Genomic DNA, 26,712 nt, shown 5'->3' with positions numbered 1-26,712 from the left:
GCAGGTTTGCCGGCCTTCGACGTCGATCACTTGCAGGCCGTCGCCGGGCTGCAAGTCGACCAGGGTCACGCCGCCGGCGGCCACTTGGTAGCGTTCCAGGTTCGGCGCGCGGGCAAACAGCCCGGGTTCGCGGGGATGGGAAACACGCGGTGCATTCATCATCAGCCGACCGACTTGATGGGGGTCGCGGGCTCGCCCAGGTACGCCGCCATCGAGTCATCCAGGGCCTGCAACCACGGCGTGTGGTGCGGCGGCGACTGGGTGCCGGTCATCAGCGAGCGATAGGACTTGTCGCGATAGCCCATGATGTTTTCCGCCTTGTCGTGCTTCCAGTGCAGGAAGGTTTCGTTGACGGCGGCGATGTCGAAATTCGGGTAGTCGGTGGCGTCCACCAGTTGCTGGATATAGGCGCCCTGGTACTCGAACATCTGCTGGTTGGTTTCCAGGGCCTGTTCCCGTGCGTGCCACGCTTGGCTGTCGGCGACCATGTCGGCGTGGCTGGGCAACTGAATGCGCCCGAGGATCACGTCGCGGGCATACCAGGCCTGGGCGTCGAACATGTTGAAGGAGTACCACTGGTCCTGCATGCCGAGGTAGATCAGGCGGGGATTGGGTTCCCAGAACACGCCCTTGTAGAGATTCATCGGCCACAGGCGGTTGTCGGTCTTGAGGCTCAGTGCATCGGGCAGGAACGGGAAGTGGTGCTTGTAGCCGGTGCACAGGATCACCGCGTCGATGTGCTTGCTGCTGCCATCGACAAAGTACGCGCGGTTGTTTTCCAGGCGCTGGAGCAGCGGTTTTTCTTCCCAGTTATCCGGCCAGGCATAGCCCATGGGCGCGCTGCGGTAGCAACTGGTGATGCTGCGCGCGCCGTATTTGTAGCATTGCGAGCCGATGTCCTCGGCCGAATAGCTGCTGCCGACGATCAGCAGGTCCTTGTCCTTGAACTCCAGCGCCTCGCGAAAATCGTGGGCATGCAGGATGCGCCCGGCGAACTGTTCGAAGCCTTCGAAGTACGGCACCTTGGGCGTGGAGAAGTGGCCGCAGGCGTTGATCACGTAGTCGAATGCTTCACAGGTCAAGGTGTCGCTGGTGTAGTCGTGGGCGTAGAGGGTGAAGCGCTGGCTCTGTTCGTCGAAGGTGACTTGGCGCACCACATTGTTGAAGCGGATGTAGTCGCGCACGCCGGCCTTTTCCACGCGGCCCTTGATGTAGTCCCACAGCACTTCACGCGGCGGGTAGGAACCGATGGGCCGGCCGAAATGCTCTTCGAAGGTGTAGTCGGCGAACTCCAGGCATTCCTTGGGGCCGTTGGACCACAGGTAGCGGTACATGCTGCCGTGCACCGGCTCGCCGTTCTCGTCGAGGCCGGTGCGCCAGGTGTAGTTCCACATGCCACCCCAGTCCTGCTGTTTTTCAAAGCACACCAGCTCAGGGATGGCGGCGCCTTTGTCGCGGGCCGACTGGAACGCGCGAAGTTGCGCCAGGCCGCATGGGCCGGCACCGATGATTGCAACACGTAGGGTCATGAGCGTGCCTCCTGAAGGTTTCAGCGAAAGATCACTGTCTTGTCCTGGTTGATGAACACCCGGTGTTCCAGGTGGTATTTCAGGGCTTTGGAAAGGGCCACGGTTTCGGTGTCGCGGCCGATGGCGACCAGCGAGTCGGGCAGGTGGGTATGGTCGACGCGCTGGATTTCCTGCTCGATGATCGGGCCTTCATCCAGGTCGCTGGTGACGTAGTGGGCGGTGGCGCCGATCAGCTTGACGCCACGGTCATAGGCTTGGTGATACGGCTTGGCGCCCTTGAATCCTGGGAGGAACGAGTGGTGGATATTGATCGCCCGGCCCGACAGTTGCTGGCACAGGCCGTCGGACAGGATCTGCATGTAGCGCGCGAGCACCACCAGGTCGGTCTGGGTGTCTTCGACGATGCGCATCAGCTCGGCTTCCTGGCCGGCCTTGGTGTCCTGGGTGATCGGCAGGTAGATGAAGCGGATGCCTTCGCGTTCGGCCATCGCCCGCAGGTCCAGGTGGTTGGAGACCACGGCGGTGATGTGCATGTCCATCTCGCCCTTGCGGTGGCGGTAGAGCAGGTCGGTGAGGCAGTGGTCGAACTTGCTGACCATCAGCAGCACGCGGGTCGGTTGGCGCGAGCTGAACAACTGCCAGTGCATGTCGAAGCCACCGGCCAGGTCGCCGAGGCCTTTGCGCAGGGCGCTGATGTCGCCGCTCACGCCGGTGTTGAAACGGAACACCGCGCGCATGAAAAACTGCCCGGTGAACTCATCGTCGAACTGCGCCAGCTCGCTGATGTAGCACTGCTGTTGGGCCAGGCACGCGCTGATCGCGGCGACGATCCCGGACGCCGCCGGGCAGGTGATCTTGAGAATGTAATGTTCGCGGGAGGCGTCCATCGAAAGCTCCTGAGTTCAGTGAAGGAAGGCTCAGCCCTTGGCCGTACGCTTGGTTTTCTGCGGGTCGTCGAAGGGCAGGGCGTGGGTGCTGGCGCTGGCCTCAAGGCTGCCGCGAACCTGCAAGGCAATACCGGGTTCGGAACAGGCGACGCTCATGCGCGCGATGGCCATCGAGCGTTTGCTCAGGCGCGAATACATGCCGCAGGTGATCACGCCGACTTGCTGGTTGCCCTGCCACAAGGTGTCGCCGGCCTCGGCGGCGCGGACGCCCTCAAGCAGCACGCCGGTGATTTTGAAGCGCTCCTGGCCGCGCAGGCGCAGGTGTTCTTCGGCGCCACGGAAGGCGTTCTTGCCAGGTGAAACAGTGAAATCCAGGCCCATTTCCCAGAGGGTGTCGCCGGCCTTCTGGTCGGCGAAGGGGTACATCTGCGAGTTGTCGTAGGGGAAAAACATCAGCGAGCTTTCCACCCGCAGCCAGTCCAGGGCGGTGAAGGCGCAGGGGATGATCCCCAGGCTCTCGCCTTGTTCGAGGATGCTGTCCCACAGGAACGGCGCATCGGCGGCCTTGCAGAAAATCTCATAGCCACGTTCGCCGGTGTAGCCGGTGCGCGAGATCATCACCGGGCGGTCGAACAGGCGGGTTTGCAGGTGGTGGAAGTACGCCAGTTGGCGGATGCCGGGCACGTGTTCGGCGAGGAAATCCACCGCCAGCGGACCTTGCAGCGACAGGTCGTGCAGGTCGTCATCGAACAGCACCGCCACTTGCCGGCCCTGGGCCGAGCGCACGAGCATTTCATGCCCGGTGCCGGCGCCATGCACCACCATGAACGCGTTGGGGCCGGTGCGGTAGACGATGCAGTCATCGACGAACTTGCCGTCCTCGTCGAGCATCGAGGCATACACCGATTTGCCCGGGTAGAGCTTGGCGATGTCGCGGGTGGTAGCCCACTGCAACAGGCTCTCGGCGTGGGGCCCCACGTAATGGACTTTTTTCAGGCCGGACACGTCCATCAGGCCGGCGCGGGTGCGGATCGCCTGGTGGTGGTCGGCGAGGTCACTGCTGTAGGTCCAGGCAGTGCCCATGCCGTTCCAGTCTTCGAGGTGGGAGCCGAGGGCGCGGTGCCGGTCGGCCAATGCAGAAATACGCCATGAGTGGGTCATGTGAGGTTCCTTGTCGTAGAAGAAGGGGCATCAGGCCTGTGGGTCGAACTGGCTCAGCCACTCGACCAGCGTGTGGCGGTAGCGGGTCATGCCCTTGTAGTCGGCGATGGGGTCGGGCAGGTCGCGCAGCACGCGGTGCAGGCGACAGCCCCAGCCGGGTTGCGTGACCAGCTCGTCCAGGCTGATCAGGTAGGTGCGGATGCTGAACATCACCGCGTGGCTGCGCGGCAGGCGCGCCATCACTTGCAGCTCGACCCGCAGGTGCACCTGCTGGCCGACGTTCTGCGCGGTGATCCGGCCGCGATCGGCGCCCCATTCATGGAAGGTTTCCGGCGACGAATCCAGGCGCGGGTTGATGGTCAGGGTCCAGTTCAAGCGCCGTACCGGCTGGCCGACCTGCAGGTTGAGCAGGTACTTCAGCGCCCGTTCGAACACGCCCATCTGATGGGCCATGGGCACCGGTGCGTGCCATTGCTTGAAACTCATGCCGGCGTCGAACGCCAGCGACCAGTCGGCCGGGCTGGTGACCAGGCCGGCGTCCATGTACAGGTCGCCGTCGCGCTGGTCGAGCAGGGCGAAATCCCCCTGCACCTGGCGGCCGATGTACTCCAGCGGCGCACAGGGCAGGCTGCTGGCATCGCCGAAGATGAAGGCCTGGTCGATGTCCAACAGGTGGTTGCGCCACTGCCAGCGCTCGCCGTTTTGCGTCAGGCTGAACGACTGCGGGTAGTCGGCGGCCAGGTGTTCCATGATCATCTGCAGCGCATCCCAGGCCGCCACTTGCATGTGGGGCATCACCAGGTAGCGGCGTGGGTCCTTGTCCAGCACCAGGGCGCGCTCGGCCATTTCCGAGCGGTAGTGCTCGTCGATGTCGAAGGCGTGCTCATAGATCGAGCCGGGGTCGCGGGAGATGGCCGGTTCGATGTTCACCGAGTACAGGTAGCTGTCCTCGATAAAGGGAAAGGGGAAACGCCGGATCGCTGCCGGGCTGTTGCGAAAGCTGAAATCGTCGCGATAGCTCAGCACGGGGCTCGTTTGCAGGGGCATGGCACTCACTCCTATAGGTCCAGCGAAACGCAGGGGCCGCTGCCGCGCGAGACGCAGGGCATCAGAAAGTCGGCCTGCTCGGCCGGGCTGAGGAAGCTGTCGCGGTGTTCGATGGCGCCGCCCTGGTGGCGCGTGATGCACTGGCCGCAGACTCCGCCACGGCACAGGTTGGGCACTTGTAGTCCGGCGTGTTCCAGGGCTTCGAGCAGGCTTTGCTCGGCCTCGACCCGCAGGCGTCGGCCGCTGCGCAGCAGCTGCAGGTCGAATGGTTGGCCGGGTTGTGCGCCCTTGAAGGCTTCCGAATGCACACGCCTGCTCGGCCAACCGAGGCGTGTGGCGTGTTGCTCAACCGCCTCGAGCAAGGGCTGCGGGCCACAGGTGTAGACGTGGCTGCCCAGCGGCCGGTTGCCGAGGATTGGGTTAAGGTCCGGGCGCCGGTCGTAGGTGTGCAGGCGCGGGCCGAGACGCTGTTGCAGCTCGTCGAGATAGGCGTCACTGAGGCCCCGGCGGAACAGGTAATGCAGCTCGAAGTTGGCCTGCTGTTGTTCCATCGCGGCGATATAGGCCATGAACGGCGTGATCCCGATCCCGGCGGCGATGAGGATATGCAGGCGCGCGGTGCCATGGGGTGCGAACAGATTGGCCGGCGGCGAAATCTGCAGGGTGTCGCCGACCTGCACCTGCCTGTGCAGGTACTGCGAGCCACCGCGCGAGGCGTCTTGCAGGCGCACGGCGATGCGGTAGTGCTGGGTGTGCGCCGGGTCGCTGGTGAGTGAATAGGCGTTGCGCACCGTGCCCTCGCCCAGCGGCAGGTGCACCTGCACATGGCTGCCGGGCGAGAAGCCGGGCAGGCTGCCCGTGGCGGGCGTCAGGGTGAATTCGCGCACCACCGGCGTGAGCATGCGTGCGGCGCTGACCTGGACGTTGAGGGCCGCGCTCATGGCTGGAACCCCGCGTAGGGTTGGTCGGGGTTGATGCACACGCCGAGATACGCCCCCAGGCGCCGGGAAAAATGCGTGCGGACCTCCAGCCCGACGTGGCAGCCGATGCAGTTCAACAGCGGCTCCGGCCCGGCCGCCTGGGTCAGGCCGCAGTGTGCGCAATACACCTGGCGCAGGCCGGGGATGCAGGTCATGTCGATCTCGTCGTGTTCCAGGCCAGCGACGCGGGCCTCGCCGTGCACACGCCAGATAAAGGCTTCGTCGCCCAGCAGGTAGAGCCGGCAGCCCACGGTGGCGCTGGCCAGCGCCTGTTGCAGGCGTCGCGCAAACTCGGGGTGTTCGCCGTTCAACAGCACGGGCATGTGCAGTTCGCTGATGAACGCTGCGCTGGCGGCGGCTGATTGCATCACCACGATGGGGCGGCTGCGGGTAGGCGTCATGCGGGCTCTCCACGGTGTGTGTTTGTTTCCTGTTGGGAGAGATACTTTCCTATGGGGAAAATCTTCTCAATCTGGAAAAAGGGCTATGCCTTTGGAGATAAGCCTTGCGCGCCGGCCATTCGGGGCATGGAAGTTGCTGGGCCTTTCGACCACACAGAGCAACCGGACGGGGAGTTATCAAAGAGTGCTGACACGACCAAAAGGCTGGCCGCTCTGGTTGGGGCCTGTACGCGCCGAACAGGCGCGCAGCGTGCGCAGGTTGTTGGCCGGGTTGCCCCTGCACGCTGACGGTGCCTTGTCGGGTTTCCTGGACCGTTTCGACGCACTGCTGCCGCCTGCCCGGCTTAACCTGATCCTCGGCGGCGAAGACCTGGGCCCGACGCGGCGAGGGTGGGTCGACGGCTGCCAGGCGGTCGCGCGTTGCCCCTGGCGCGACGCCAGCGTGACGGACGCTCCCCAAGCCTGCGGACCTTGCCGGCAACGGGGCGTGCACCGTCTGGTGTGCGCCTTGCCCGAGGGTGAAAAGGGCGCATTGCTGCTCGACACCCCCCGGCGCGCCGGTGCCAGTTGGCGCCAGTTACTGGAAGAGGCGGCGCAGGCGGTAGGCGTGAGCGTACGCCTGCGCAGCCACAACCGTGAGCAGCAGCGCAAACAGGCGACCTCCCGCCACGGCGCCCTGGCCCGTGAGCTGCACGATTCGGTGGCGCAGCAGTTGGGCTACCTGTCGTTCCAGGCCCATGGCTTGCAGTCGCAGCTGGGCGAGCCGGCACTGCAGGACTTGTGCACCGGCCTGAGCCAACTGCAACGCCAGGTGCGCGAGCTGATCACCAGTGCGCGTCTGACCATGGACGGGCGCTCGCTGCGCCAGGCCCTGGCCGATTCGGTCGCGGAGTTCTCGCGGCGCTGCATCATTGTCTTCGAACTCGACAACCGCCTGGCCGACGACGCCCTGAGCCCGGAAACCGAATTGCAGATCCTGCAGATCATTCGCGAGGCCCTGGCCAATGCGGTGCGGCATTCCCACGCGCGCCACGTGCGCATCGAACTGCGCCAGACCCAGGACGGCGACGCCTCGGTGTCGGTGGAAGACGATGGCATCGGCTTGATCCCGGCCTGCGACGAGCACAACCATTTCGGCCTGGCGATTATCCGCGAGCGCGCCGCCAGCATCGGCGCACGGCTGAGCATAGAAGCGATCCGCCCGCACGGGGTGCGCGTGCACCTTGGCCTGCGCCGCCACCACGATCTGCCACAGGGGAGTCTCGATGGACTGCACGACCTTATTACTGATCGATGATCACCCGTTGTTTCGCAAGGGCCTGGCGCAGTTGTTCGATGCCAGCGGCGACTTCGAAGTGGTGGGGCAGGCGGCCAGCGGCCGCGAGGGCATCAACCTGGCCGTGAGCCTGACGCCGCAACAGGTGCTGCTGGATTTGCACATGCCCGGCCTCAGCGGCTTGCAGGTGCTGGACGAACTGCGCCAGTTGCGCCTGGATTGCCAGGTGGTGGTGCTCACCGCCTCCATGGACCGCGCCGAGTTGCTCACGGCCTTGCGCCTGGGCGCCAGCGGTTATGTGCTCAAGGAAACCGAGCCGGATGCGTTGCTGGCGTATATGCGCAACTGTCACAAGGGCGCGATCGTGCTGGACTCGAGCCTGATTGCCTTGCTCGCCGACCAGGCCGAGCCCACGCAAGCGTGTGAGGCTGCGGGCAGCGAAAACCTTACCGAGCGCGAAGGCCAGACCCTGGCGCTGATCGCCGCCGGCATGAGCAACAAACAGATCGGCCGGGAGCTGGGGATCAGCGACGGCACGGTGAAAATCTACGTGCGCAGCCTGTTGCAGAAGCTCGGCCTGCATTCGCGCCTGGAGCTGGCGGCCTGGGTGCACAGCGGTGCCTTGATGAAACACGAGGAGCGCCACTAGATGAGGGACAGCCCCGAAGCGTTTGCGCCCCCGCCGATTGACCTGATGGATTGCTTTCCCGCCGCCTTATTGCAACTGCGCGACAACGGCCAGATCGCCCACTTCAACCTGGCCTGGGCCGAGTTGATGGGCGCGCCGGGCGCGGAGCGCAACCTGATGGACTACGTGCACCAGGAAGACCGCCCGCTATGGCGCCAGGCCCTGAATGAACTGCGCCGCCGCCCCGACACCTCATTCAACCAGCGCCTGCGCTTTGTGCACCCCAGTGGCGAACTGCGCTGGTTCGAGATCAGCCTCAAGCGCGGCCCCCAAGGCTTCTATTTGGTGGCCGGGGACGTTACTGCCCACAAGCGCCGCGAAATCGCCTGGCAGGCCAGCCAGCGCAGCAGCATGAGCTTGCTCGACAGCATGCCGGGCCTGATCTATCGCGGCCGCAACAACCGCGACTGGACCATGGAATTCGTCAGCGCCGGCTGCCTGCAACTCACCGGCTACCCTGCCGAACGCCTGGTGGACAACCATGAGTTCACCTACAACAGCCTGATCCTGGCGCAGGACGCTGACTACGTATGGCGCGAGGTGCAATATGCGTTGTCACGGCAGGAGCCGTTCGAGCTCAATTACCGGATTCGCTGCGCCGACCGGTCGATCAAGCACGTGTGGGAGAAGGGCGTGGGGATTTATGCGGATACCCGTGAAGTGCTGGGGATCGAGGGGGCGATTTTCGAGCGCAAGAGTTGACGGATAAACGCACCTCAAATGTGGGAGGGGGCTTGCCCCGATGAGGGAGTGTCAGTGAATGCATCTTTAACTGACACAACGCTATCGGGGGCAAGCCCTAATGCCAGTCAGTTAAGCGTACATCGCCTCCTGTAGGAGCGAGCTTGCTCGCGAAAAACGTCAACGATAACGCGTGCTTCCTGAATGAACGCGGCGCCTGTGAGTTTTTCGCGAGCAAGCTCGCTCCTACAAAAAGCCTTAACTGACTGGCATTAGGGCAAGCCCCCTCCCACATGGGATTCAATGCGCGCCTGCGGCCTTGTTCAGATCACTCTCCGCCCACTGCGTATACACACACGCATCCGCCGTCGCCCAGCGCACACGCACCGGGTCGCCGGCCTTGAGGGGCATGCCCGCAGCGGACAGCGCCTTGACTGTCATCGATGTGCCGCCGAGGGTTTTCACTGTGCAGGTCTGGCTTTCGCCGAGGAACAGCACCTCACCCACAATCGCCGACACTTCATTCCAGCCCGCTGCCAGCGGTTGCTCAGCGGCCTGTTCGACACTCAGCGCCAGGGCTTTTTCCGGGCGTACCATCAGCAGCACATCCTGCTCGGTGTGCAGGCCGCTGGTCAGGCGGATCGACACGGATCGGCCTTCGAACGCCGCCGCCGCGTTGCCCTGGGCCTTGAGCTTGAGGAAGTTGGAGTTGCCGAGGAACGACGCCACGAACGCGTTCGGCGGGTTCTGGTACAGGTCGAAGCCGCTGCCCAGGCCGACGATCTTGCCGTGGCTGAAAATCGCGATGCGCTGGGACAGGCGCATGGCTTCTTCCTGGTCGTGGGTCACGTAGACGATGGTGATGCCCAGGCGCCGGTGCAGTTGGCGCAGTTCGTCCTGCAGGTCTTCGCGCAACTTCTTGTCGAGGGCGCCGAGGGGTTCGTCCATCAGCAGGATGCGGGGTTCGTACACCAGCGCGCGGGCGATGGCGACCCGTTGCTGTTGGCCGCCGGACAATTGCGAAGGGCGGCGATGCGCAAATTGCTCAAGCTGCACCAGCTTGAGCATGGCGTCGACGCGCTTTTCGCGTTCGGCGCTGGCCAGTTTGCGAATCGCCAGGGGGAAGGCGATATTGTCGCGCACCGACAAATGCGGGAACAGTGAGTAGCGCTGGAACACCATGCCGATGTCGCGCTTGTGCGGCGGTACGTTGACCAGCGATTGGCCACTGACCAGGATCTCGCCGCTGCTTGGCGTTTCGAAGCCGGCAAGCATCGACAGCGTGGTGCTTTTGCCCGAGCCGCTGGAGCCGAGGAAGGTGAGGAATTCGCCGTCCTGGATGTCCAGCGAGATATTGTCCACGGCAGCGAATTCGCCGTAGTGCTTGTTCAGGTTGCGCAGGCTGACCAGGGGTTGGCCATGGCTCTGCGCGACATCGTTGATCACTGCACTCATGTTCTTCTCCTCGGCGCTCAAGCGCGGGTTTCGGTACGCCGGCGAACGGCGGCGGCAATCACCATGACCAGCACCGAGAGGCCGATCAGCAGCGTCGACGCGACGGCGATCACAGGCGTCAGGTCCTGGCGCAGGGTGGTCCACATTTTTACGGGAAGGGTTTGCAGGGTCGGGCTGGCCATCATCACGCTGAGCACCACTTCGTCCCACGAGACCAGGAAGGCGAACAGCGCACCGGCGACCATCCCCGGACGAATCGCCGGAAAGGTCACCTTGAACACCGCCTGCAACCGCGAGGCGCCGCAGATCACCGCCGCGTCTTCGATCGACTGGTCGAACAGTTTCAGCGAGTTGATGATCGAGATGATGGTGAACGGCAGCGCCACGATCACATGGCTGACCACAAAGGCGAACATCGTGCCGGTGTAGCCAAGCTTCAGGAACAGCGCGTACACCGCCACGGCGATGATCACCAGCGGCACGATCATCGGCAGGGTGAACAGGCCGTAGAGCAATTCACGGCCGGGGAAGCGCCCGCGCACCAGGGCAAAGGCGGTGGGCAGGCCGAGGGCGACGGCGAATACGGTGGTCAGCACGGCCACCTTGAGGCTGGCCATGGCTGCGTTCATCCAGTCGGCGTTGGAGAAGAACTGGCCGTACCATTTCAGCGTCCAGCCCGGCGGCGGGAACACCAGCCATTGCGACGAGCCGAACGACAGCAGCACGATGAACACGATCGGCAGCAGCAGGAACAGGCCGATCAACCCGGTGGTGGTGTAGAGGCCCAAGCGCATCCTGCGGCTCATGGCATTGGGGGTCAGGAGCATGACGGCTTACCTCGCGTTGCTGGCGCCAACCGGGGATTCCGGCTGAAGCTTCAGGTAGAAGTAGAACAGCACCAGAGTGATGAAGATCAGCAACGCGGCGCCGGCACTGGCCAGGCCCCAATTGAGGAACGATTGCACCTGCTGGATGATGAACTCGGGCAGCATCATGTTCTGCGCACCGCCGAGCAGTGCCGGGGTGACGTAGTAACCGAGGGACATCACGAACACCATCAGGCCGCCGGAGAACAACCCCGGCCGGCACAGCGGCAGGAACACGCGGAAGAAGTTGGTCCACGGGCTCGCGCCGCAGATCGAGCCGGCCTGCAGGATCATCGGGTCGATGGCCTGCATGGTCGCCTGCAATGGCAGCACGATGAACGGGATCATGATGTAGCTCATGCCGATCACCACGCCGGTGAGGTTATGCACCATCTCCAGGGGCACATCGATGATGCCCATGGCCATCAGCGCCTTGTTGATCACCCCGGAGGCTTGCAGCAAGACCAGCCAGGAGTAAGTGCGGGCGAGCAGGCTGGTCCACATCGACAGCAGCACAATATTCAGGATCCAGCGTCCCCAGCCGCGCGGCACCAGGGTGATCGCCCAGGCCAGCGGAAAGCCCAGCAGCAGGCTGAACAGGGTCACCAGGCCCGCCACCGAAAAGGTGTTGAGCAGCACCCGTGCATAGGCCGAGTTGGCGAACAGCTGTTCATAGTTGCCCAGGCCCGGCACCGGCTCCAGCACACCGCGCAGCAGCAGGCCGATCAGCGGCGCCAGGAAGAACAGGCCGAGGAACAGCAGGGCCGGGATCAGGTTGCTTGAGCCCCGCCAGCGCTGTGCCAGGGACGGCGCCCCGGCCTTGGGCGAAACCGCGCCGGCAGCGCCGAGGGCGCTCCCGGTCGGTGTGGTTGCCGTCATTTTCATTTGACTAGCCATTCATTCCACCGTGTCGCAATGGCCGGACCGTTCTTGGCCCAGTAGGCGAAATCGAGGGTGATCTGGTCCTTGACGTAGGCGGTCGGCAGGTTCGGCGCGAGCACCGAATCCAGGCGCTGCACGCTGTCGATGTTCACCGGTGCATAGGCGGTCAGGTTGGAGAAATCTGCCTGGCCCTTGGCGCTGCTGGCGTTGGCCAGGAACTTCATCGCCGCCGCTTTGTTTTTCGATCCTTTAGGCACGACGAGGATGTCGGCCATGACCAGGTTCTGCTTCCAGCTCACGCCCACGGGCGCGCCGTCTTCCTGCAGGGCGTGGATGCGACCGTTCCAGAACTGGCCCATGCTGACTTCGCCGGAGGCCAACAACTGTTGCGACTGCGCACCGCCGCCCCACCAGACGATGTCTTTCTTGATGGTGTCGAGTTTCTTGAAGGCGCGGTCCAGGTCCAGGGGGTAGAGCTTGTCGGCCGGGACGCCGTCTGCCAGCAGCGCCAGTTCGAGCACGCCGGGGCTTGGCCATTTGTAGAGGGCGCGCTTGCCGGGGTAGGTCTTGGTGTCGAACAGAGCGGTCCAGTCCTGGGGCTTGCCGGCGCCGAGCTTGCCTTCGTTGTAGCCGAGCACGAAGGAGAAGAAGAACGAGCCCACGCCATGGTCGGAGACGAAGCGCGGGTCGATCTTGTCGCGCTGGATCACCGAGAAGTCGAGGGGTTCGAGCAGGCCTTCGGCGGCGGCGCGCAAGGCAAAGTCGGCCTCGACATCCACCACGTCCCACTGCACGTTGCCGCTTTCGACCATAGCCTTGAGTTTGCCGTAGTCGGTGGGCCCATCCTGGACCACGGTAATGCCGCTGGCCTTGCTGAACGGGTCGGCCCAGGCCTGCTTCTGCGCATCCTGGGTGCTACCGCCCCAGCTCACGAAATTGACGCTTTCGGCCGCCATGGCCGCGTGAGTGGCTGTGGCCAATAAACCCGCGAACAGCACTGCGGTTGCACGTTTGTTCAACACCATTTTCACGCCCTCATTTGTTTTGTTATTGAGCGGGCTTGGTAATGCCCGCCTATCGGGAGCAGTAGGTCCATCCGGGGCCTCTAATCGAGGCCCCAAAAGGCGACCGTGCCAAGGGCTGTTATTGGTGCTCTCCCTGGCGGGCGCACTTGGCGGAAGCGTTCGGTCTATGGAATATCATATTATGGTATTCCAAACTTTGTGCAAGCATTTTGCCTTACCGGTTATCCGTCATTCGGTGAAGGCAATGCTCTCGACCACCTCCAGGTCGTAGCCGGTCAGCCCGGCGTATTTGAGGGGCGGGCCGAGGTGACGCAACTTGCCGACGCCGAGGTCCTGCAAGATCTGCGCCCCGGTGCCCACTTCGGAATAGATGCGCGACTGCGAGCGGTTGAACTGACGCGGTGCCTGGGTCAGTTGCGGCACGCGTTCCAGCAGCGCCTGGGACGACTCATGGTTGGCCAGCACCACCACCACGCCGCTGCCTTCAGCGGCGACACGTTGCAAGGCCGCCCACAGCGTCCAGTTGGACGGGCCGCTGTAGTCGGCACCGACCAGGTCGCGCAGCGGGTCGATCACATGCACGCGCACCAGCGCCGGGGTATCGCGGCGCAACTGGCCCATCACCATGGCCATGTGCACGCCGCCGTCGATGCGGTCTTCAAAGGTGATCAGGCGGAACGTGCCGTGCACCGTGGGCAGGTCGCGTTCGCCGATGCGCACCACGGTGCGTTCGGTGCTGAGGCGGTAGTGGATCAGGTCGGCGATGGTGCCGATCTTGATGCCGTGCTTGCGCGCGAAGATTTCCAGGTCGGGGCGGCGGGCCATGGTGCCGTCGTCGTTCATCACTTCGACGATCACCGACGCCGGGGTGTGCCCGGCCAGGCGCGCCAAGTCGCAGCCGGCTTCGGTGTGGCCGGCGCGCGTCAACACGCCGCCATCCTTGGCGCGCAACGGGAAGATATGCCCCGGCTGCACGATGTCGGCCGGCCCGGCATTGACATCTACGGCCGCTGCCACGGTGCGTGCGCGGTCGGCGGCGGAGATGCCGGTAGTCACGCCGCTGGCGGCTTCGATGGACACGGTAAACGCGGTGCTGAACACGCTGCCATTGCTCGGCACCATCTGTTCCAGGCCCAGGCGCTGGCAGTGTTCGTCGGTGAGGGTCAGGCAGATCAGGCCACGGGCTTCGCGAGCCATGAAACTGATAGTCTCGGCGGTACAGCAGGCCGCAGGCAGCAACAGGTCGCCTTCGTTTTCCCGGTCTTCGTCGTCCACCAGGAGCACCATCTTGCCTTGGCGGTAGTCTTCGATGATGTCTGCGATGCTGTTGAAGGACATGGAGAGTGCTCGATTTTTTGGTTGTATGTATTATGGTATACCACAAAAACTCAACAAGAGGATGTCACGATGAAGGCCTACTGGATTGCCCATGTGGATGTGTCCGATGCCGAGCAATACACGCAGTACACCCAGCGCGCGCCGGCGGCGTTTGCGAAGTTTGGCGGGCGGTTCCTGGCCAGGGGCGGGCGCAGCGAGGCAATGGAAGGCGGGCCGGCACGGCAGCGTAATGTGGTGATTGAGTTTGAGAGCTATGAGCAGGCAGTGGCGTGTTATGAGTCCGCTGAATATCAGGAGGCGAAGGCGCACCGTGAAGGGGCGGGGCTGGCGCAGATCATCATTGTGGAAGGGCTAGCACCCTAGGTCATCAGGCCGAACATGGGCCAAATGTGGGAGGGGGCTTGCTCCCGATAGAGGTCTGTCAGCTACAAGGATGCTGACTGATACACCGCTATCGGGAGCAAGCCCCCTCCCACATTTTGATCCGTGCTCAGCCGTGAGATCAGCGGATAAAGTGGATCTTGCCGCTGTCGTCATTACCGATATAGATGCCATACACCCCAGCCTGGCGTTCCTCGATATACCGTTCGAGAATCTGCCGGATCGCCGGGTAGTAGATGCTCTCCCAGGGAATCTCCTCGGGCGCGAAGAACTTGTAGTCGAGGGTTTCCGGGCCGAACTGGCCGGTGATCTCCAGCGCGATGGCGCGGAAGATGATGTACACCTCGCTGATCCTGGGCACGCTGAAGATCGAGTAGGGCGAGAGGATCTCGGCGCGTACGCCGCTTTCTTCCCAGACTTCACGCAACGCCGCCTGCTCAGTGGTTTCGCCACCTTCCATAAAGCCGGCAGGCAAGGTCCAGGTGCCCGGGCGGGGCGGGATCGCCCGTTGGCACAGCAGGTATTTGCCGTCCTGCTCGATGATGCAGCCGGCGATGATCTTGGGGTTGATGTAGTGGATATAGCCGCAGCCCCGGCACATCAGGCGCTCATGGGTATCGCCCGGTGGCAGCTGGTGACCGAGGTCACTGCCGCCGCATGTCGGGCAAAAACTGGGGCTGGCCAAGGTCAGTGACCTATGCGCGGTTCTTTCAGCGCGATGGGCAGGGTGATTTCCGGAATCTTGCCGGTTTCTTCCTGTTTGCGCTTGAGGTAGTCCAGGGCCACAGCGGCGGCGGCGCGCACGTGATCGACGCAGGCCTGGTGGGCCGCCAGCGGGTCGCCGCTCTTGATCGCCTGGACCATGCGTTCCATTTCCTGGTTACTGGTGCCGCGACGGTTTTCCTGGGACACCGAGGTGGCGCGCAGGTAGCTGATGCGCGCTTGCAACTGGCGCAACTGGGTGGCCGCCACATGGTTGCCCGAACCTTCAAGCAGCACGTCGTAGAAGCCCTGGACCGAGTCGATGACCTGTTGCAGCTCACCGTCCTTGAGGGCCTTGCGGTTTTCTTCCAGGGCTTTTTCCAGGGCCTTGATGTCCTTGGCCTTGGCGCGCAGGGTAAACAGCTGCACGATCAAGCCTTCGAGCACGCAGCGCAGTTCATAGATGTCGACGGCGTCGGCCAGGGTGATGATCGCCACCTGCGGGCCCTTGGCATCGGCGAATTCCACCAGGCCTTCGGACTCCAGGTGACGCAAGGCTTCGCGTACCGAGGTGCGGCTGACGCCGAGGCGGTCGCACAGGTCGCGCTCCACCAGGCGGTCACCGGGCAGCAGTTGGAAGTTCATGATGGCGCTGCGCAGTTTTTCCAGCACGATTTCGCGCAGGGTGACCGGGTTGTGATTGACCTTGAAGCTGTCGTCGAGGGGCGCGCGTTTCATGGGGTCTGCTCTGAATTTAGCGGTTAACTGGAGGCCTCGGCCGGCCGGGGCCGATTGAGGGCCGAAAATCGTGCCCAAGTTTATCATGCTGCGTTCCTTAAGCGACAAACCCTCACGGCCCCCGCGCGCCTCAGGCCAGGGCCGGCAGCGGGCCCAGCTTGCCCTTGTGGTAGATCATCGGCGTGACCGGCTCCTTGGGCAGGATCAGGTTCTTTACCGCGCCGACGATGATCGCGTGATCGCCGCCGTCGTATTCGCGCCACAGTTCGCACTCAATGATCGCCGTGGCCTTGGCCAGCAGCGGGTTGCCCAAGTCGCTCAGGTGCCACTCGATGCCCTTGGCCTTTTCCTTGCCTTTGCTGGCGAAAGCATAGGCCTCGGCGGTCTGGTCGGCGGACAGCAAGTGGATCGCGAAGCGCTTGCTGTCGCGCAGGATCGGGTAGGTGTCCGACCCATAGTTAGGGCAGAACAGCACCAGCGCCGGGTCGATCGACAGCGCGCTGAACGCACTGGCGGTAATGCCGACGATACCGCCGTCCGGGTCGAGGGTGGTGACCACCGTGACCCCGGAGGGGAATGAGCTCATGACGTCTTTGTAAATGCCGGGTTCGATCATGGTCGGGGTCTCTTAACGCATCACAAAAGGATCAGGCATGGGCGCCTGGGAGAGGTTGATCCACACCGTCTTCAGCTCGGTGTAGGCGAGCACCGAATCGATGCCGCTTTCGCGTCCGTAGCCGCTGTTCTTGAAGCCGCCGATAGGCGCCATGGCCGACACGGCGCGGTAGGTGTTGACCCAGATGATCCCCGAGCGCACGTCCCGCGCCAGGCGGTGGGCGCGGCCGAGGTCGCGGGTCCAGATGCCGGCGGCGAGGCCGAATTGCGAGTCGTTGGCGATGGCCAGCGCTTCGGCTTCGTCCTTGAAACGGATGACCGAGGCCACCGGGCCGAACACTTCTTCCTGCATGATCTTCATCGAGTTGCTGTCGCACTCGAACAAGGTTGGCTCATAGAACCAGCCTTCACCGAGGTTCTGCGGGCGTTTGCCACCGGTGCGCAGGCGCGCGCCTTCAGCGATGGCATCGGCGACCAAGCCCTCGACCACGGCCAGTTGCTGCGCGGTGGCCATGGGCCCCATTTCGCTGGCGTCGTCCTGGGGGTTGCCGATGCGGATGCGCTCGGCACGCGCCACCAGGCGCTCGACGAATTCGTCGTAGATCTCATCCTGCACCAGCAGGCGCGAACCGGACACGCAGCTCTGCCCGGACGCCGCGTAGATACCGGCAATCGCACCGTTGATGGCGCTGTCGAGGTCGGCGTCGGCAAAGATGATATTCGGCGATTTGCCGCCCAGTTCCAGGGACAGCCTGGCGAAGTTCTCCGCGCTGCTGCGCACCACGTGGCGGGCCGTGGCCGCGCCGCCGGTGAAGGCGATCTTGCGTACCAGTGGGTGCCGGGTGAGGGCGGCGCCGGTGCTGGGGCCGTAGCCGGTGACCACGTTGACCACGCCCGCTGGGATCCCGGCTTCGAGGGCCAGGCGCGCGAGTTCGAGGATGGTCGCCGAGGCGTGTTCCGACGGTTTGATCACGATGGTATTGCCCGCCGCCAGGGCCGGCGCGAGTTTGATCGCGGTCAGGTACAGCGGGCTGTTCCACGGAATGATCGCGGCGACCACGCCCATGGCTTCGTGCACGGTGTAGGCGAACAGGTCCGGCTTGTCCAGCGGCAGGGTGCCGCCTTCGAGCTTGTCGGCCAGGCCGGCGGTGTAGTGGAAAAACTCCGGCAGGTAGCTGACCTGGCCACGGGTTTCGCGGATCAACTTGCCGTTGTCGCGGCTTTCGAGCTGGGCCAGTTGCTCCTTGTTGTCGGCGATCAGGTCACCCAGGCGGCGCAGCAATTTGCCCCGTGCGGTGGCGGTGAGGCCACGCCAGGCCGGGCTGTCGAAGGCGCTTTGGGCGGCCTGCACGGCGCGCTCCACATCGGCCTCATCGGCGTCGGGCAGTTGCGCCCAGGGTTCGGCCAGGGCCGGGTTGAGGCTGTCGAAAGTCTTGCCGGACAGGGCATCGACCCATTCACCGCCGATGCACATCTGGAAGCGTGTGAGTGTCATGCAACGATCCCCTTGATTGGATTGTTTTGGGCGTACACCGTGTCGAGGAAGCCCAGCAGCAGCTGGTTGACCAGGCGTGGCGATTCTACCGGCATCATATGCCGTTGCTCGGCCAGCACCGCAACGGTGGCGCCGGGAATACGATCGGCCAGTTGCCGGGCCATTTCCGGGGTTGAACCGGGGTCGAGTTCGCCGGTGGCGACCAGGGTCGGTACGCGCAAGCCCTTGAGGTCGTCGGCGCGGTACATGTCCTGGGTCGCAAACAGTTCGTAGGTAGTCAGGTAGCCCTGGGGGTCGTTGCCCGCCAGGGTTTCACGCAGGGCGGCGATCTGCGCCGGGTTGGCCGCCTGGTATTCACGGCTGAACCAGCGCGACAGCGCAGCTTCGGCATTCGCATCCGGGCCGTGTTCGGCGGCCTGGGCGGTGCGTGCGATCACGCCGGCACGCTGTTCGGGGCTGCGGTTGAACACACTGTTGAGCACTACCAGGGATGTGAGGCGCTCGGGGTAGTGCAGGGCAAACGCCCGGGCGACCAGGCCGCCCATGGAAAAACCGATCACCGTGGCCTGGGGCAATTGCAGGTGGTCGAGCAGCTCCAGCAACTGATCGGCATACCCCAGCAGCGGCGTGCCGGCGGCCGGGCGCGGGCTGGCGCCATGGCCGAGCATGTCATAGGTGATCACGCGGTAATTCGTGGCCAGGCCAACGACTTGCCCGCCCCACATTTCTTTATTCAGGCCCACGCCGTGGATCAAAACCACAGGCTGGCCTTGGCCGGTCGCCAGATAACTGGTGCCAGCCGGGGTGCGTTCAGCGGTGAGCCGAATCATGGAGCGCTCCTGCATGCTTTTTGTTTTGGCCGGTCTTGCTTACTGGGCTTTTTCAGCGGCCAGCTCTTCCAGGTCGATATAGCGGTTGCCGATACGAGGGTGCAGGCGGCCGCCATCGGCGCAGCCCAATACCACGACGATTTCATCGGCACGCGGCGAATCCTCGATGTGCATTTCCAGGGTGATGTAGTGCGAACGCAGGCCTTCGTCGTCCTTGTGCATCATCGGGATCTGGATCGAGGTGCCCGGGCCGCCGCGCTTGTTGGTGAAGCTCAGGTAGCTCTTGGCCTTGACCGCTTCGCGGTAGTGATTGCCGAAGCGCAGGGTATGGATGATCGCGCTGGCGTGTTCGATCTCGCCATCGGCCCCGACCACAGCAGCCTTGCCATACGCCTCGATGTTTTCGGCGCCGCCAATGATGCCCACCAGGCGCTCGACCATCAGCGCGCCGAGGTCGGAGCAATTGGCCCGGATTTCCGGCTTGAGGTCTTCGACGAAGCCACGACCCAGCCATGGATTCTTCAGCACCACGGCGAGGCCGACCATCTTCACCGGGGTATCCGAGGCCTTGCCGCCTTCGATAAAGGTTTCTTCAACGTAGCTGACGATCTTGCGAATTTCGAAACTCATGAGCGGCTCCATCAGGTGTGGGGGAGTGGATTGCGTATGATGGTATACCATAATACGCAAAGCACAAGCGTCGCAAATGAGTTTGCGTGGGTAAGGCGATAAAGGGGGTGTGAAATTCTTCTTGGGGCGATGTTAAAAAATGTTAGATCGAAAAAATACTTCACATAATCCGTTCATTGGTGGATGATCGATCCCAATTCCAACGCGGCTCGCCGGTGTGGTGTCAGCCGCCGTTTTCCCCTGGAGTACCCCATGAATAATAAGAATGTCGGTGTGATCGGTCTGGGCGCGATGGGGCTGGGCATTGCCCGCTCGCTGTTGCGCGCAGGTTTCAATGTGCATGCCTGTGATGTACGCGAGGCGGTTACCCGGCAGTTCGCCGGCGAAGGCGGGGTGGCGTGCGCGTCGCCGGCGCAGATGGCCGAGGCCTGTGATGTGCTCATCACCGTGGTGGTCAACGCCGAGCAGACCGAGACCGTGCTGTTTGGTGAGGGCGGTGCCGTGGCGGCGCTGCGTCCCGCCAGCCTGGTGATCGGCTGTGCCACCGTGGCCCCGACCTACGCCGTGGACCTCGGCCAGCGCTTGGGCGAACACGGCCTGCTGTACCTGGATGCGCCGATTTCCGGCGGTGCGGCCAAGGCCGCCGCCGGTGAGATGACCATGATGACCTCCGGCCCGCAGGCCGCTTATGCCAAGGCCGATGCAGTGCTGGCGGGCATGGCCGGCAAGGTGTATCGCCTGGGCGACGTCCATGGTTTGGGCTCCAAGGTCAAGATCATCAACCAGTTGCTCGCCGGCGTGCACATCGCCGCCTCCGCCGAAGCCATGGCCCTGGGCCTGCGCGAAGGCGTGGACGCCGATGCCTTGTACGAGGTGATCACCCACAGCGCCGGCAATTCCTGGATGTTCGAAAACCGCGTGCCGCACATTCTCAAGGCCGACTACACGCCACTGTCGGCGGTGGATATTTTCGTCAAGGACCTCGGCCTGGTGCTGGATACCGCGCGTGCGAGCAAGTTTCCGCTGCCGTTGTCGGCCACTGCGCACCAGATGTTCATGCAGGCTTCCAGCGCCGGTTTTGGCCGCGAGGACGACTCGGCGGTGATCAAGATTTTCCCCGGCATCGACCTGCCGACTGCCAAGCCCGAGCCGGTGTAAGGAACGCTTTATGACTAACCACACCACGCGCCCGTTGCTGGGCTGCATCGCCGACGATTTCACCGGTGCCACCGACTTGGCCAACATGCTGGTGCGCGGCGGTATGCGCACGGTGCAGAGCATTGGCATCCCCAGCCGTGAAGTCGCGGACGGGCTGGATGCGGACGCCATCGTCATCGCCCTCAAGTCGCGTACCACGCCGGTCGCAGAGGCTGTGGAGGAATCCCTGGCCGCGCTGGACTGGCTGCGCGAGCAGGGCTGCGAACAGATTTTCTTCAAGTATTGCTCGACCTTTGACTCCACTGCCGCCGGCAATATCGGCCAGGTCAGCGAGGCCTTGCTCAAGGCGCTGGGCAGTGATTTCACCCTGGCCTGCCCGGCGTTCCCGGAAAACGGCCGGACGATTTTCCGTGGCCACCTGTTTGTGCAGGACCAGTTGCTCAATGAGTCGGGCATGCAACATCACCCGCTGACGCCCATGGGCGACGCGAATCTGGTGCGCGTGCTGCAGAGCCAGACGCAACTGCCGGTCGGGCTGCTGCGGTACGACAGCATCGCCGCGGGCGTCGAGGCGACCCGTAAAAAAATCGCCGAACTGCGCGAGCAAGGCGTGGGCATTGCCATCGCCGATGCGCTGTCCGATCAAGACCTCTACACCCTCGGCAGCGCTTGCGCCGACTTGCCTTTGCTCACGGGTGGCTCGGGCCTGGCCTTGGGTTTGCCAGGCAATTTCCGCCGTGCCGGTAAGCTGCGCGACTTCGATGCGGCGACGCTGCCGACTATCAGCGGTGGCGAGGTGGTGCTCGCCGGCAGTGCCTCGGTAGCGACCCTTGGCCAGGTCGCGGCCTGGTGCGAGGCGGGTCGCCCGGCATTGCGCATTGATCCCATCGCCCTGGCTGCCGGTGAGCCGGTGGTGGCGCAGGCGCTGGCGTTTGCCCGCGACAGCGCACACACCGTATTGATCTACGCCACCAGCACCCCGGCCGAGGTCAAGGCCGTGCAAGAGCGGCTCGGCGTCGAGCGCGCCGGGGCCCTGGTGGAGAACGCCTTGGGCGAGATCGCCGCGGGCTTGCGCGAGCAAGGCGTGCGGCGTTTCGTGATCGCCGGCGGGGAAACCTCCGGCGCGGTGGTCAAGGCCCTCGGCGTCAACCTATTGCAGATTGGTGCGCAGATCGACCCTGGCGTGCCGGCCACCGTCAGCAGTTCCTCCGAGCCCCTGGCACTGGCGCTCAAATCCGGCAACTTCGGTGGCCGTGAGTTCTTCGCCAAAGCCCTCGCGCACCTGGCCGGAGGTGCCCAGTGACTGGCATCGACGAACAGGCCCTGCGCGAAGAAATCTGCGATGTCGGCCACAGCCTGTATCAACGTGGCTACACCGTCGGCAGCGCCGGCAATATCAGTGCGCGCCTCGACGATGGCTGGCTGATCACCCCCACCGATGCCTGCCTCGGGCGCCTCGTGCCAGGTGCTATTGCCAAGGTCAACCTGAAAGGCGAATGGGTGTCCGGGGACAAACCGTCCAAGACCCTGGCCCTGCATCGCCAGGTGTATGACCGCAACCCCTCGGTGGGCGGAGTGGTGCACACCCACTCCACCCACCTGGTTGCGCTGACCCTGGCAGGCGTGTGGAGCGCGGAGGATATCTTGCCGCCGCTCACGCCTTACCAGGTGATGAAGGTCGGTCACATTCCCTTGATCGGCTATCAGCGTCCGGGTTCGCCCAAGGTCGCCGAGCAGGTCGCGCAACTGGCCAACAGCGTGCGAGGGGTGATGCTCGAACGCCTGGGGCCGGTGGTCTGGGAGAGTTCGGTGGCCAAGGCCAGCTACGCCCTGGAAGAGTTGGAAGAAACCGCACGGCTGTGGTTGATGAGCAACCCCCGGCCGGCGCCGTTGAATCAGGCTGCACTGGATGAATTGCGCGAGACGTTCGGCGCGCACTGGTAACCCGCAAGACGACACGGCAAGTGCTGCCCGAGCGTCTGGTTTGACGCTCGACGGACCCGGCTTGCCTGAAAAAACAATAACAACAGGACATTCTCGAATGAGCCCACTGATTTTGATGTTGACCGCTGGCGCGGGTATCGCGCTGCTGCTGTTTCTGGTCCTCAGGTACAAATTCCAGCCGTTTGTCGCGTTGATGCTGGTGAGTATCGTGGTGGCGCTGGTGGCCGGGGTGAAACCGGCTGACCTGGTGGCGACGATCGAGGGCGGCATGGGCAAGACCCTTGGCCATATCGCGATCATCATTGCCCTGGGCGCGATGATCGGGCGGATCATCGAGCTGTCCGGCGGTGCCGAGGCCCTGGCCAAGTCGTTGATCGAGCGCTTCGGCAACAGCCGTACGCCGCTGGCGCTGACCATCGCCGGGTTCATCATCGGCGTGCCGGTGTTCTTTGAAGTCGGGGTGATTATCCTGATGCCGTTGGCCTACGGCGTGGCACGCCGGGCGCGCAAGCCGCTGCTGGTGTTCGCCTTGCCGATGTGTGCGGCGCTGCTCACCGTGCATGCGTTCCTGCCGCCCCATCCGGGCGCCGTGGCCGCCGCCAGCCAACTGGGCGCCGACTTGGGCCGGGTACTGATGTTCGGCCTGCCGATCACCGCGTTGCTGTGCTACATCGGCTACCGCGTGGCGGGGCGCATGACCCGACGCTTCTATCCGATGACTGACGATATCCGTGCAGAAGTCTATGGCCCTCACGTGACCAATGAAGACCTGCGGGCCTGGGCCAACGGCAATCACCAGGCGGTTCAACAGAGCGCTGTGGCCGAGTCCCCTATGGGCCTGGAAGAGTCCACCAGCGCCATCGCCGCCAAGCTGCCGGCGGCGCCTGCACCCGGTTTTGGCCTGATTGTGAGCCTGATCCTGCTGCCGATTGTGCTGATTTTGCTGGGCACCCTGGCCACGTCGCTGCTGCCGATCGAATCGGCGTTGCGTGGGGTGATGACCGTGCTGGGCGCGCCGTTGGTGGCGCTGCTGATCGACACCTTGCTGTGCGCCTGGTTGCTGGGTTCGCGCCGTGGCTGGAGCCGCAGCCAGGTGTCGGATGTGATCGGCTCGGCGTTGCCGGGCGTGGCCATGGTGATCCTGATCGCCGGCGCCGGTGGCGTGTTCGGCAAGGTGCTGGTGGACACCGGCATCGGCGCGGTAGTCTCCGACATGCTGCGCACCACCGGCCTGCCGGTGCTGGCCCTGGGCTTTTTACTGACCATGTTGCTGCGCGCGGTGCAGGGGTCGACCACCGTGGCCCTGGTGACCACGGCAGGGATCATCAGCCCGCTGATCGTGACCCTCAACCTCACGCCCAACCACCTGGCGCTGCTGTGCCTGGCCATGGGCGGTGGCGGGCTGGCGATGTCGCATATCAACGACGCTGGCTACTGGATCTTCACCAAGCTCGCCGGGCTCAACGTGGCCGACGGTCTGCGCACGTGGACGGTGATCACCACCTTGCTCGGTACCTTGGGTTTCGTGATTACATTGTTGATCTGGCCTTTTGTCTGATTTCCAGGAGTTTCTATGCCTCGTTTTGCCGCCAACCTGAGCATGCTTTACCCGCAACATGACTTTCTCGAGCGCTTTAGTGCCGCGAAGGCCGATGGTTTTGACGCGGTGGAATACCTGTTCCCCTATGACTACAGCGCCGAGGCACTCAAGCAACGCCTGAGTGACAACGGCCTGGTCCAGGCCCTGTTCAATGCACCACCGGGCGATTGGGCGGCGGGGGAGCGCGGTATCGCCTCGCTGCCGGGGCGTGAGGCCGAGTTTCGCAGTGGCTTCGACCGGGCCCTGGAATACGCCGCCGTGCTCGGCAACGACCGCGTGCACGTCATGGCCGGCTTGCTGCCCTCGGAAAGCCTGCGCCAGCGCCATCAGGCCGTGTACCTGGAAAACCTCGCCTACGCCAGCGCCGCTGCGGCTGAGGTTGGCGTCACCGTGTTGCTGGAACCGATCAACACCCGCGACATGCCGGGGTTTTTCCTCAATCGCCAGGACCAGGCCCACGCCATCTGCCGGGAGGTCGGCGCGCGCAACCTCAAGGTGCAGTTCGACTGCTACCACTGCCAGATCGTCGAAGGCGACTTGGCCACCAAGCTGCGTCGCGATTTCGACGGCATTGGCCATATCCAGATTGCCGGGGTACCGGACCGTCACGAGCCTGACCTGGGCGAGCTGAACTATGGGTTCCTGTTCGAACTGATGGACCAGTTGGGCTACGACGGCTGGGTCGGCTGCGAATACCGGCCAAAGGGCGACACCTCGGCGGGCCTGCAATGGTTGCGGGACTGGAAAGCGGCTCGGTAGTCGACGAGCCTCTGTGTCGGTTCGGTTCAAATGTGGGAGGGGCGGTGCGACGATTCGACTTGCCCCCGATAGCGGTATGTCAGCCAACACCTCTACCAACCCTGCCACCGCCATCGAAGCCTAGCTAAAGCTCGACCTCTCCTACAAAGGGAGGGCATCACGCCGGCAACGGATCACCCGGCAGCATCAATTCAATCCCGCGCTTGCGGATGCCATCTGCCGCTGCCGGGGCCAGGGCGTCGTCGCTGATGATCACGTCGAACGGTTCCAGCCCGGCGATGCGGTACATGCTGAAGGTGCCGTATTTGGAACTGCTCGCCACCAGCACCACCTGGGACGCCGATTGCATCGCCACTTGCTTGACCTCGACTTTCAGCGCCGAGGGGGTGGTGATACCTCGGTGCAAATCCCAGGAGCTGGTGGACACAAAGGCGATGTCCGTCACCACCTGGCGCAGGGTTGCCACGGCCAGCCCGCCGACGGAAGAATGGTTGTCATGGTCCAGTTGGCCGCCGGTGTGGATCACCGTGACCTGCGTCGCATCCATCAGGGCCTGCACGATCCCGAAGTCATTGGTGACCACGGTCATCCCCGACAGCGCCTTGATATACGGGACGATCTCCAGGGTGCTGGTGCCGGCATCCAGGTACACCGTCATGTCGGCGTGCAGCAACCGTGCGGCCAGTCGTGCCATGGCCTGCTTTTGCGGCAACTCCACCACGGCTTTGGATTGATGGCTGGGTTCGCTGTGCAACTGGCTGGCGATCCGGACCCCACCGGTGACGGAGTACGCCCGGCCTTCCTGCTCCAGCAGGGCGATATCGCGGCGCACGGTCATGTGCGAGCAGTCGAACATCTCCATCAACTGGTGCACGCTCATCACCTGATGCTTGCGCAACTGCCGCAGGATCTGTTCGCGACGCTGCTCGGGAATCATCGGGGTGCTGCTGTCGGTGGCCGTGTCCTTCGGGTTGGGCATTAAGGCTCCGCAGTGGTTGGGTAAGAGGCGGGGAGTGCGTGGCTATAGTAGCCAATACACGCCCCCGCCGGCGACCCCGGTGTGACAGCGGTCAGAACTTGAACCGCCCCACCAACCCCTTGAGCTGACCGGAAATATCCGTCAACCGCCCTGATCCGGTCTGCGCCGAGTGGGCAAAGCCTTCGACCAGTTGCGCATCGGCATGGATCTGCGCGATGTGCCGGTTGATCTCTTCGGCCACCTGGTGCTGTTCTTCGGCCGCGGTGGCGATCTGGGTGTTCTGGTCACGGATCGAGTCCACCGAGCCTTGGATCTTGTCGAAGCTGTCGCGGGCCTGCTGGATGCGTTCCACGCTGGTGTGGGACACCAGCAGGCTGCCCTGCATCTGCTGGGTGACTTCCTGGGTGCGGCGGGCGAGGTTGCCCAGCAGGCTGTCGATTTCACCGGTGGAGTCAGCAGTGCGGCGCGCCAGGGCGCGGACTTCGTCGGCGACCACGGCAAAACCGCGGCCCTGGTCACCGGCGCGCGCGGCTTCAATCGCGGCGTTGAGTGCCAGCAGGTTGGTCTGTTCGGCGATCGAGCGGATGGTGTCGAGGATGGTGTTGATGTTCTGGCTGTCCTGCTCCAGCAACTGCATGGTCTGGGTCGACTTTTGCAGGTCTTCG

The 26,712-nt window shown here is 64.0% G+C and carries 27 protein-coding genes and 1 pseudogene; 9 read left to right on the top strand and 19 right to left on the bottom strand.

The window, feature by feature from the left end; genetic code table 11:
- Positions 1-161 precede the first annotated feature (161 nt).
- From BFQ01_RS18565 to BFQ01_RS18540, 6 genes are read right to left on the bottom strand one after another with little or no spacing between them, the layout of a single operon-like run.
- On the bottom strand, positions 162-1,529 hold the full coding sequence (locus tag BFQ01_RS18565; RefSeq protein ID WP_065926407.1) for an NAD(P)-binding domain-containing protein: 1,368 nt from the start codon (positions 1,527-1,529) through the stop codon (positions 162-164).
- 20 nt (positions 1,530-1,549) lie between these two features.
- Positions 1,550-2,416 carry a formyltetrahydrofolate deformylase gene (purU, locus tag BFQ01_RS18560; protein ID WP_065926406.1) on the bottom strand — a complete coding sequence of 289 codons (867 nt, stop codon included), beginning with the start codon at positions 2,414-2,416 and terminating at the stop codon, positions 1,550-1,552.
- Between the two features lie 30 nt (positions 2,417-2,446).
- Complete coding sequence (locus BFQ01_RS18555) at positions 2,447-3,577, bottom strand: aminomethyltransferase family protein (RefSeq protein WP_065926405.1); 1,131 nt, start codon at positions 3,575-3,577, stop codon at positions 2,447-2,449.
- Between the two features lie 30 nt (positions 3,578-3,607).
- On the bottom strand, positions 3,608-4,624 hold the full coding sequence (locus BFQ01_RS18550; protein WP_065926404.1) for a heme-dependent oxidative N-demethylase family protein: 1,017 nt from the start codon (positions 4,622-4,624) through the stop codon (positions 3,608-3,610).
- An 11-nt stretch (positions 4,625-4,635) separates the two neighbouring features.
- Positions 4,636-5,565 (bottom strand): PDR/VanB family oxidoreductase, encoded by a 930-nt coding sequence (locus BFQ01_RS18545; RefSeq protein ID WP_065926403.1) that lies wholly within the window; start codon positions 5,563-5,565, stop codon positions 4,636-4,638.
- Positions 5,562-6,005 carry a dimethylamine monooxygenase subunit DmmA family protein gene (locus BFQ01_RS18540; RefSeq protein WP_065926402.1) on the bottom strand — a complete coding sequence of 148 codons (444 nt, stop codon included), beginning with the start codon at positions 6,003-6,005 and terminating at the stop codon, positions 5,562-5,564. The genes BFQ01_RS18545 and BFQ01_RS18540 overlap by 4 nt, the downstream gene beginning before the upstream one ends.
- A 250-nt stretch (positions 6,006-6,255) precedes the next feature.
- Here BFQ01_RS18540 and BFQ01_RS18535 point away from each other — a divergent pair, with 250 nt between their 5' ends.
- The 3 genes from BFQ01_RS18535 to BFQ01_RS18525 are packed head-to-tail and all read left to right on the top strand — an operon-like array spanning position 6,256 to position 8,671.
- Positions 6,256-7,302, top strand: a complete 1,047-nt coding sequence (locus BFQ01_RS18535; protein WP_065926408.1) for an ATP-binding protein — start codon at positions 6,256-6,258, stop codon at positions 7,300-7,302.
- The gene (locus BFQ01_RS18530; protein WP_065926401.1) at positions 7,271-7,930 is read left to right on the top strand and encodes a response regulator; all 660 of its coding nucleotides are present in this window, start codon (positions 7,271-7,273) and stop codon (positions 7,928-7,930) included. The genes BFQ01_RS18535 and BFQ01_RS18530 overlap by 32 nt, the downstream gene beginning before the upstream one ends.
- Positions 7,931-8,671 carry a PAS domain-containing protein gene (locus tag BFQ01_RS18525; protein WP_065926400.1) on the top strand — a complete coding sequence of 247 codons (741 nt, stop codon included), beginning with the start codon at positions 7,931-7,933 and terminating at the stop codon, positions 8,669-8,671.
- Positions 8,672-8,950: 279 nt separating this feature from the next.
- Here BFQ01_RS18525 and BFQ01_RS18520 read toward each other — a convergent pair whose 3' ends face one another.
- From BFQ01_RS18520 to ribBA, 5 genes are all read right to left on the bottom strand, one after another.
- Positions 8,951-10,105 carry an ABC transporter ATP-binding protein gene (locus tag BFQ01_RS18520; RefSeq protein WP_065926399.1) on the bottom strand — a complete coding sequence of 385 codons (1,155 nt, stop codon included), beginning with the start codon at positions 10,103-10,105 and terminating at the stop codon, positions 8,951-8,953.
- Positions 10,106-10,122: 17 nt separating this feature from the next.
- A complete protein-coding gene (locus tag BFQ01_RS18515; protein ID WP_010567348.1) occupies positions 10,123-10,932 on the bottom strand; it encodes an ABC transporter permease in 810 nt (269 codons plus the stop codon).
- A gap of 6 nt (positions 10,933-10,938) precedes the next feature.
- A complete protein-coding gene (locus BFQ01_RS18510) occupies positions 10,939-11,856 on the bottom strand; it encodes an ABC transporter permease (RefSeq protein WP_065926398.1) in 918 nt (305 codons plus the stop codon).
- Positions 11,853-12,878, bottom strand: a complete 1,026-nt coding sequence (locus tag BFQ01_RS18505) for an ABC transporter substrate-binding protein (protein WP_027603596.1) — start codon at positions 12,876-12,878, stop codon at positions 11,853-11,855. The genes BFQ01_RS18510 and BFQ01_RS18505 overlap by 4 nt, the downstream gene beginning before the upstream one ends.
- Positions 12,879-13,106: 228 nt before the next feature.
- On the bottom strand, positions 13,107-14,216 hold the full coding sequence (ribBA, locus tag BFQ01_RS18500; protein WP_065926397.1) for a bifunctional 3,4-dihydroxy-2-butanone-4-phosphate synthase/GTP cyclohydrolase II: 1,110 nt from the start codon (positions 14,214-14,216) through the stop codon (positions 13,107-13,109).
- Positions 14,217-14,285: 69 nt separating this feature from the next.
- Here ribBA and BFQ01_RS18495 point away from each other — a divergent pair, with 69 nt between their 5' ends.
- On the top strand, positions 14,286-14,579 hold the full coding sequence (locus BFQ01_RS18495; protein ID WP_065926396.1) for a DUF1330 domain-containing protein: 294 nt from the start codon (positions 14,286-14,288) through the stop codon (positions 14,577-14,579).
- Between the two features lie 139 nt (positions 14,580-14,718).
- Here BFQ01_RS18495 and BFQ01_RS18490 read toward each other — a convergent pair whose 3' ends face one another.
- From BFQ01_RS18490 to BFQ01_RS18465, 6 genes are all read right to left on the bottom strand, one after another.
- On the bottom strand, positions 14,719-15,282 hold the full coding sequence (locus BFQ01_RS18490; protein ID WP_065926395.1) for an NUDIX hydrolase: 564 nt from the start codon (positions 15,280-15,282) through the stop codon (positions 14,719-14,721).
- A gap of 2 nt (positions 15,283-15,284) precedes the next feature.
- On the bottom strand, positions 15,285-16,037 hold the full coding sequence (locus tag BFQ01_RS18485) for a GntR family transcriptional regulator (RefSeq protein ID WP_027603600.1): 753 nt from the start codon (positions 16,035-16,037) through the stop codon (positions 15,285-15,287).
- A 130-nt stretch (positions 16,038-16,167) separates the two neighbouring features.
- Positions 16,168-16,653, bottom strand: a complete 486-nt coding sequence (locus BFQ01_RS18480; RefSeq protein WP_065926394.1) for a flavin reductase family protein — start codon at positions 16,651-16,653, stop codon at positions 16,168-16,170.
- Positions 16,654-16,665: 12 nt separating this feature from the next.
- Entirely contained in the window at positions 16,666-18,147 is a 1,482-nt protein-coding gene (locus BFQ01_RS18475) for an aldehyde dehydrogenase (protein ID WP_065926393.1), read from the bottom strand.
- Positions 18,144-18,977, bottom strand: coding sequence for an alpha/beta fold hydrolase (locus tag BFQ01_RS18470; protein ID WP_027603603.1), 834 nt, complete (start codon positions 18,975-18,977; stop codon positions 18,144-18,146). Before BFQ01_RS18470 ends, BFQ01_RS18475 begins: the two co-directional genes overlap by 4 nt.
- Before the next feature lie 39 nt (positions 18,978-19,016).
- Positions 19,017-19,607, bottom strand: a complete 591-nt coding sequence (locus BFQ01_RS18465; protein ID WP_027603604.1) for an amino acid synthesis family protein — start codon at positions 19,605-19,607, stop codon at positions 19,017-19,019.
- 183 nt (positions 19,608-19,790) lie between these two features.
- Here BFQ01_RS18465 and ltnD point away from each other — a divergent pair, with 183 nt between their 5' ends.
- The 5 genes from ltnD (at position 19,791) to otnI (ending at position 25,068) form a co-directional block, all read left to right on the top strand.
- Positions 19,791-20,765 (top strand): L-threonate dehydrogenase, encoded by a 975-nt coding sequence (gene ltnD, locus BFQ01_RS18460; RefSeq protein WP_256097762.1) that lies wholly within the window; start codon positions 19,791-19,793, stop codon positions 20,763-20,765.
- A 10-nt stretch (positions 20,766-20,775) separates the two neighbouring features.
- The gene (gene otnK / locus BFQ01_RS18455; protein WP_065926391.1) at positions 20,776-22,068 is read left to right on the top strand and encodes a 3-oxo-tetronate kinase; all 1,293 of its coding nucleotides are present in this window, start codon (positions 20,776-20,778) and stop codon (positions 22,066-22,068) included.
- A complete protein-coding gene (locus BFQ01_RS18450) occupies positions 22,065-22,709 on the top strand; it encodes a 3-oxo-tetronate 4-phosphate decarboxylase (RefSeq protein ID WP_065926390.1) in 645 nt (214 codons plus the stop codon). Before otnK ends, BFQ01_RS18450 begins: the two co-directional genes overlap by 4 nt.
- 97 nt (positions 22,710-22,806) lie before the next feature.
- The gene (locus BFQ01_RS18445; RefSeq protein WP_065926389.1) at positions 22,807-24,267 is read left to right on the top strand and encodes a GntT/GntP/DsdX family permease; all 1,461 of its coding nucleotides are present in this window, start codon (positions 22,807-22,809) and stop codon (positions 24,265-24,267) included.
- Between the two features lie 15 nt (positions 24,268-24,282).
- Positions 24,283-25,068, top strand: coding sequence for a 2-oxo-tetronate isomerase (gene otnI, locus BFQ01_RS18440; RefSeq protein ID WP_065926388.1), 786 nt, complete (start codon positions 24,283-24,285; stop codon positions 25,066-25,068).
- Between the two features lie 157 nt (positions 25,069-25,225).
- Here otnI and BFQ01_RS18435 read toward each other — a convergent pair whose 3' ends face one another.
- Both BFQ01_RS18435 and BFQ01_RS33415 read right to left on the bottom strand, forming a co-directional pair.
- Positions 25,226-26,047, bottom strand: coding sequence for a DeoR/GlpR family DNA-binding transcription regulator (locus tag BFQ01_RS18435; RefSeq protein ID WP_065926387.1), 822 nt, complete (start codon positions 26,045-26,047; stop codon positions 25,226-25,228).
- A 91-nt stretch (positions 26,048-26,138) separates the two neighbouring features.
- Positions 26,139-26,675 (bottom strand): annotated as a pseudogene (locus tag BFQ01_RS33415) (methyl-accepting chemotaxis protein); the annotation flags it as partial.
- Between the last annotated feature and the right edge of the window lie 37 nt (positions 26,676-26,712).

It is taken from the genome of Pseudomonas sp. 8 R 14 (genome assembly GCF_900005955.1).
Lineage (GTDB): Bacteria > Pseudomonadota > Gammaproteobacteria > Pseudomonadales > Pseudomonadaceae > Aquipseudomonas > Aquipseudomonas marginalis.
This window is presented reverse-complemented; position numbering and strand designations above follow the sequence as displayed.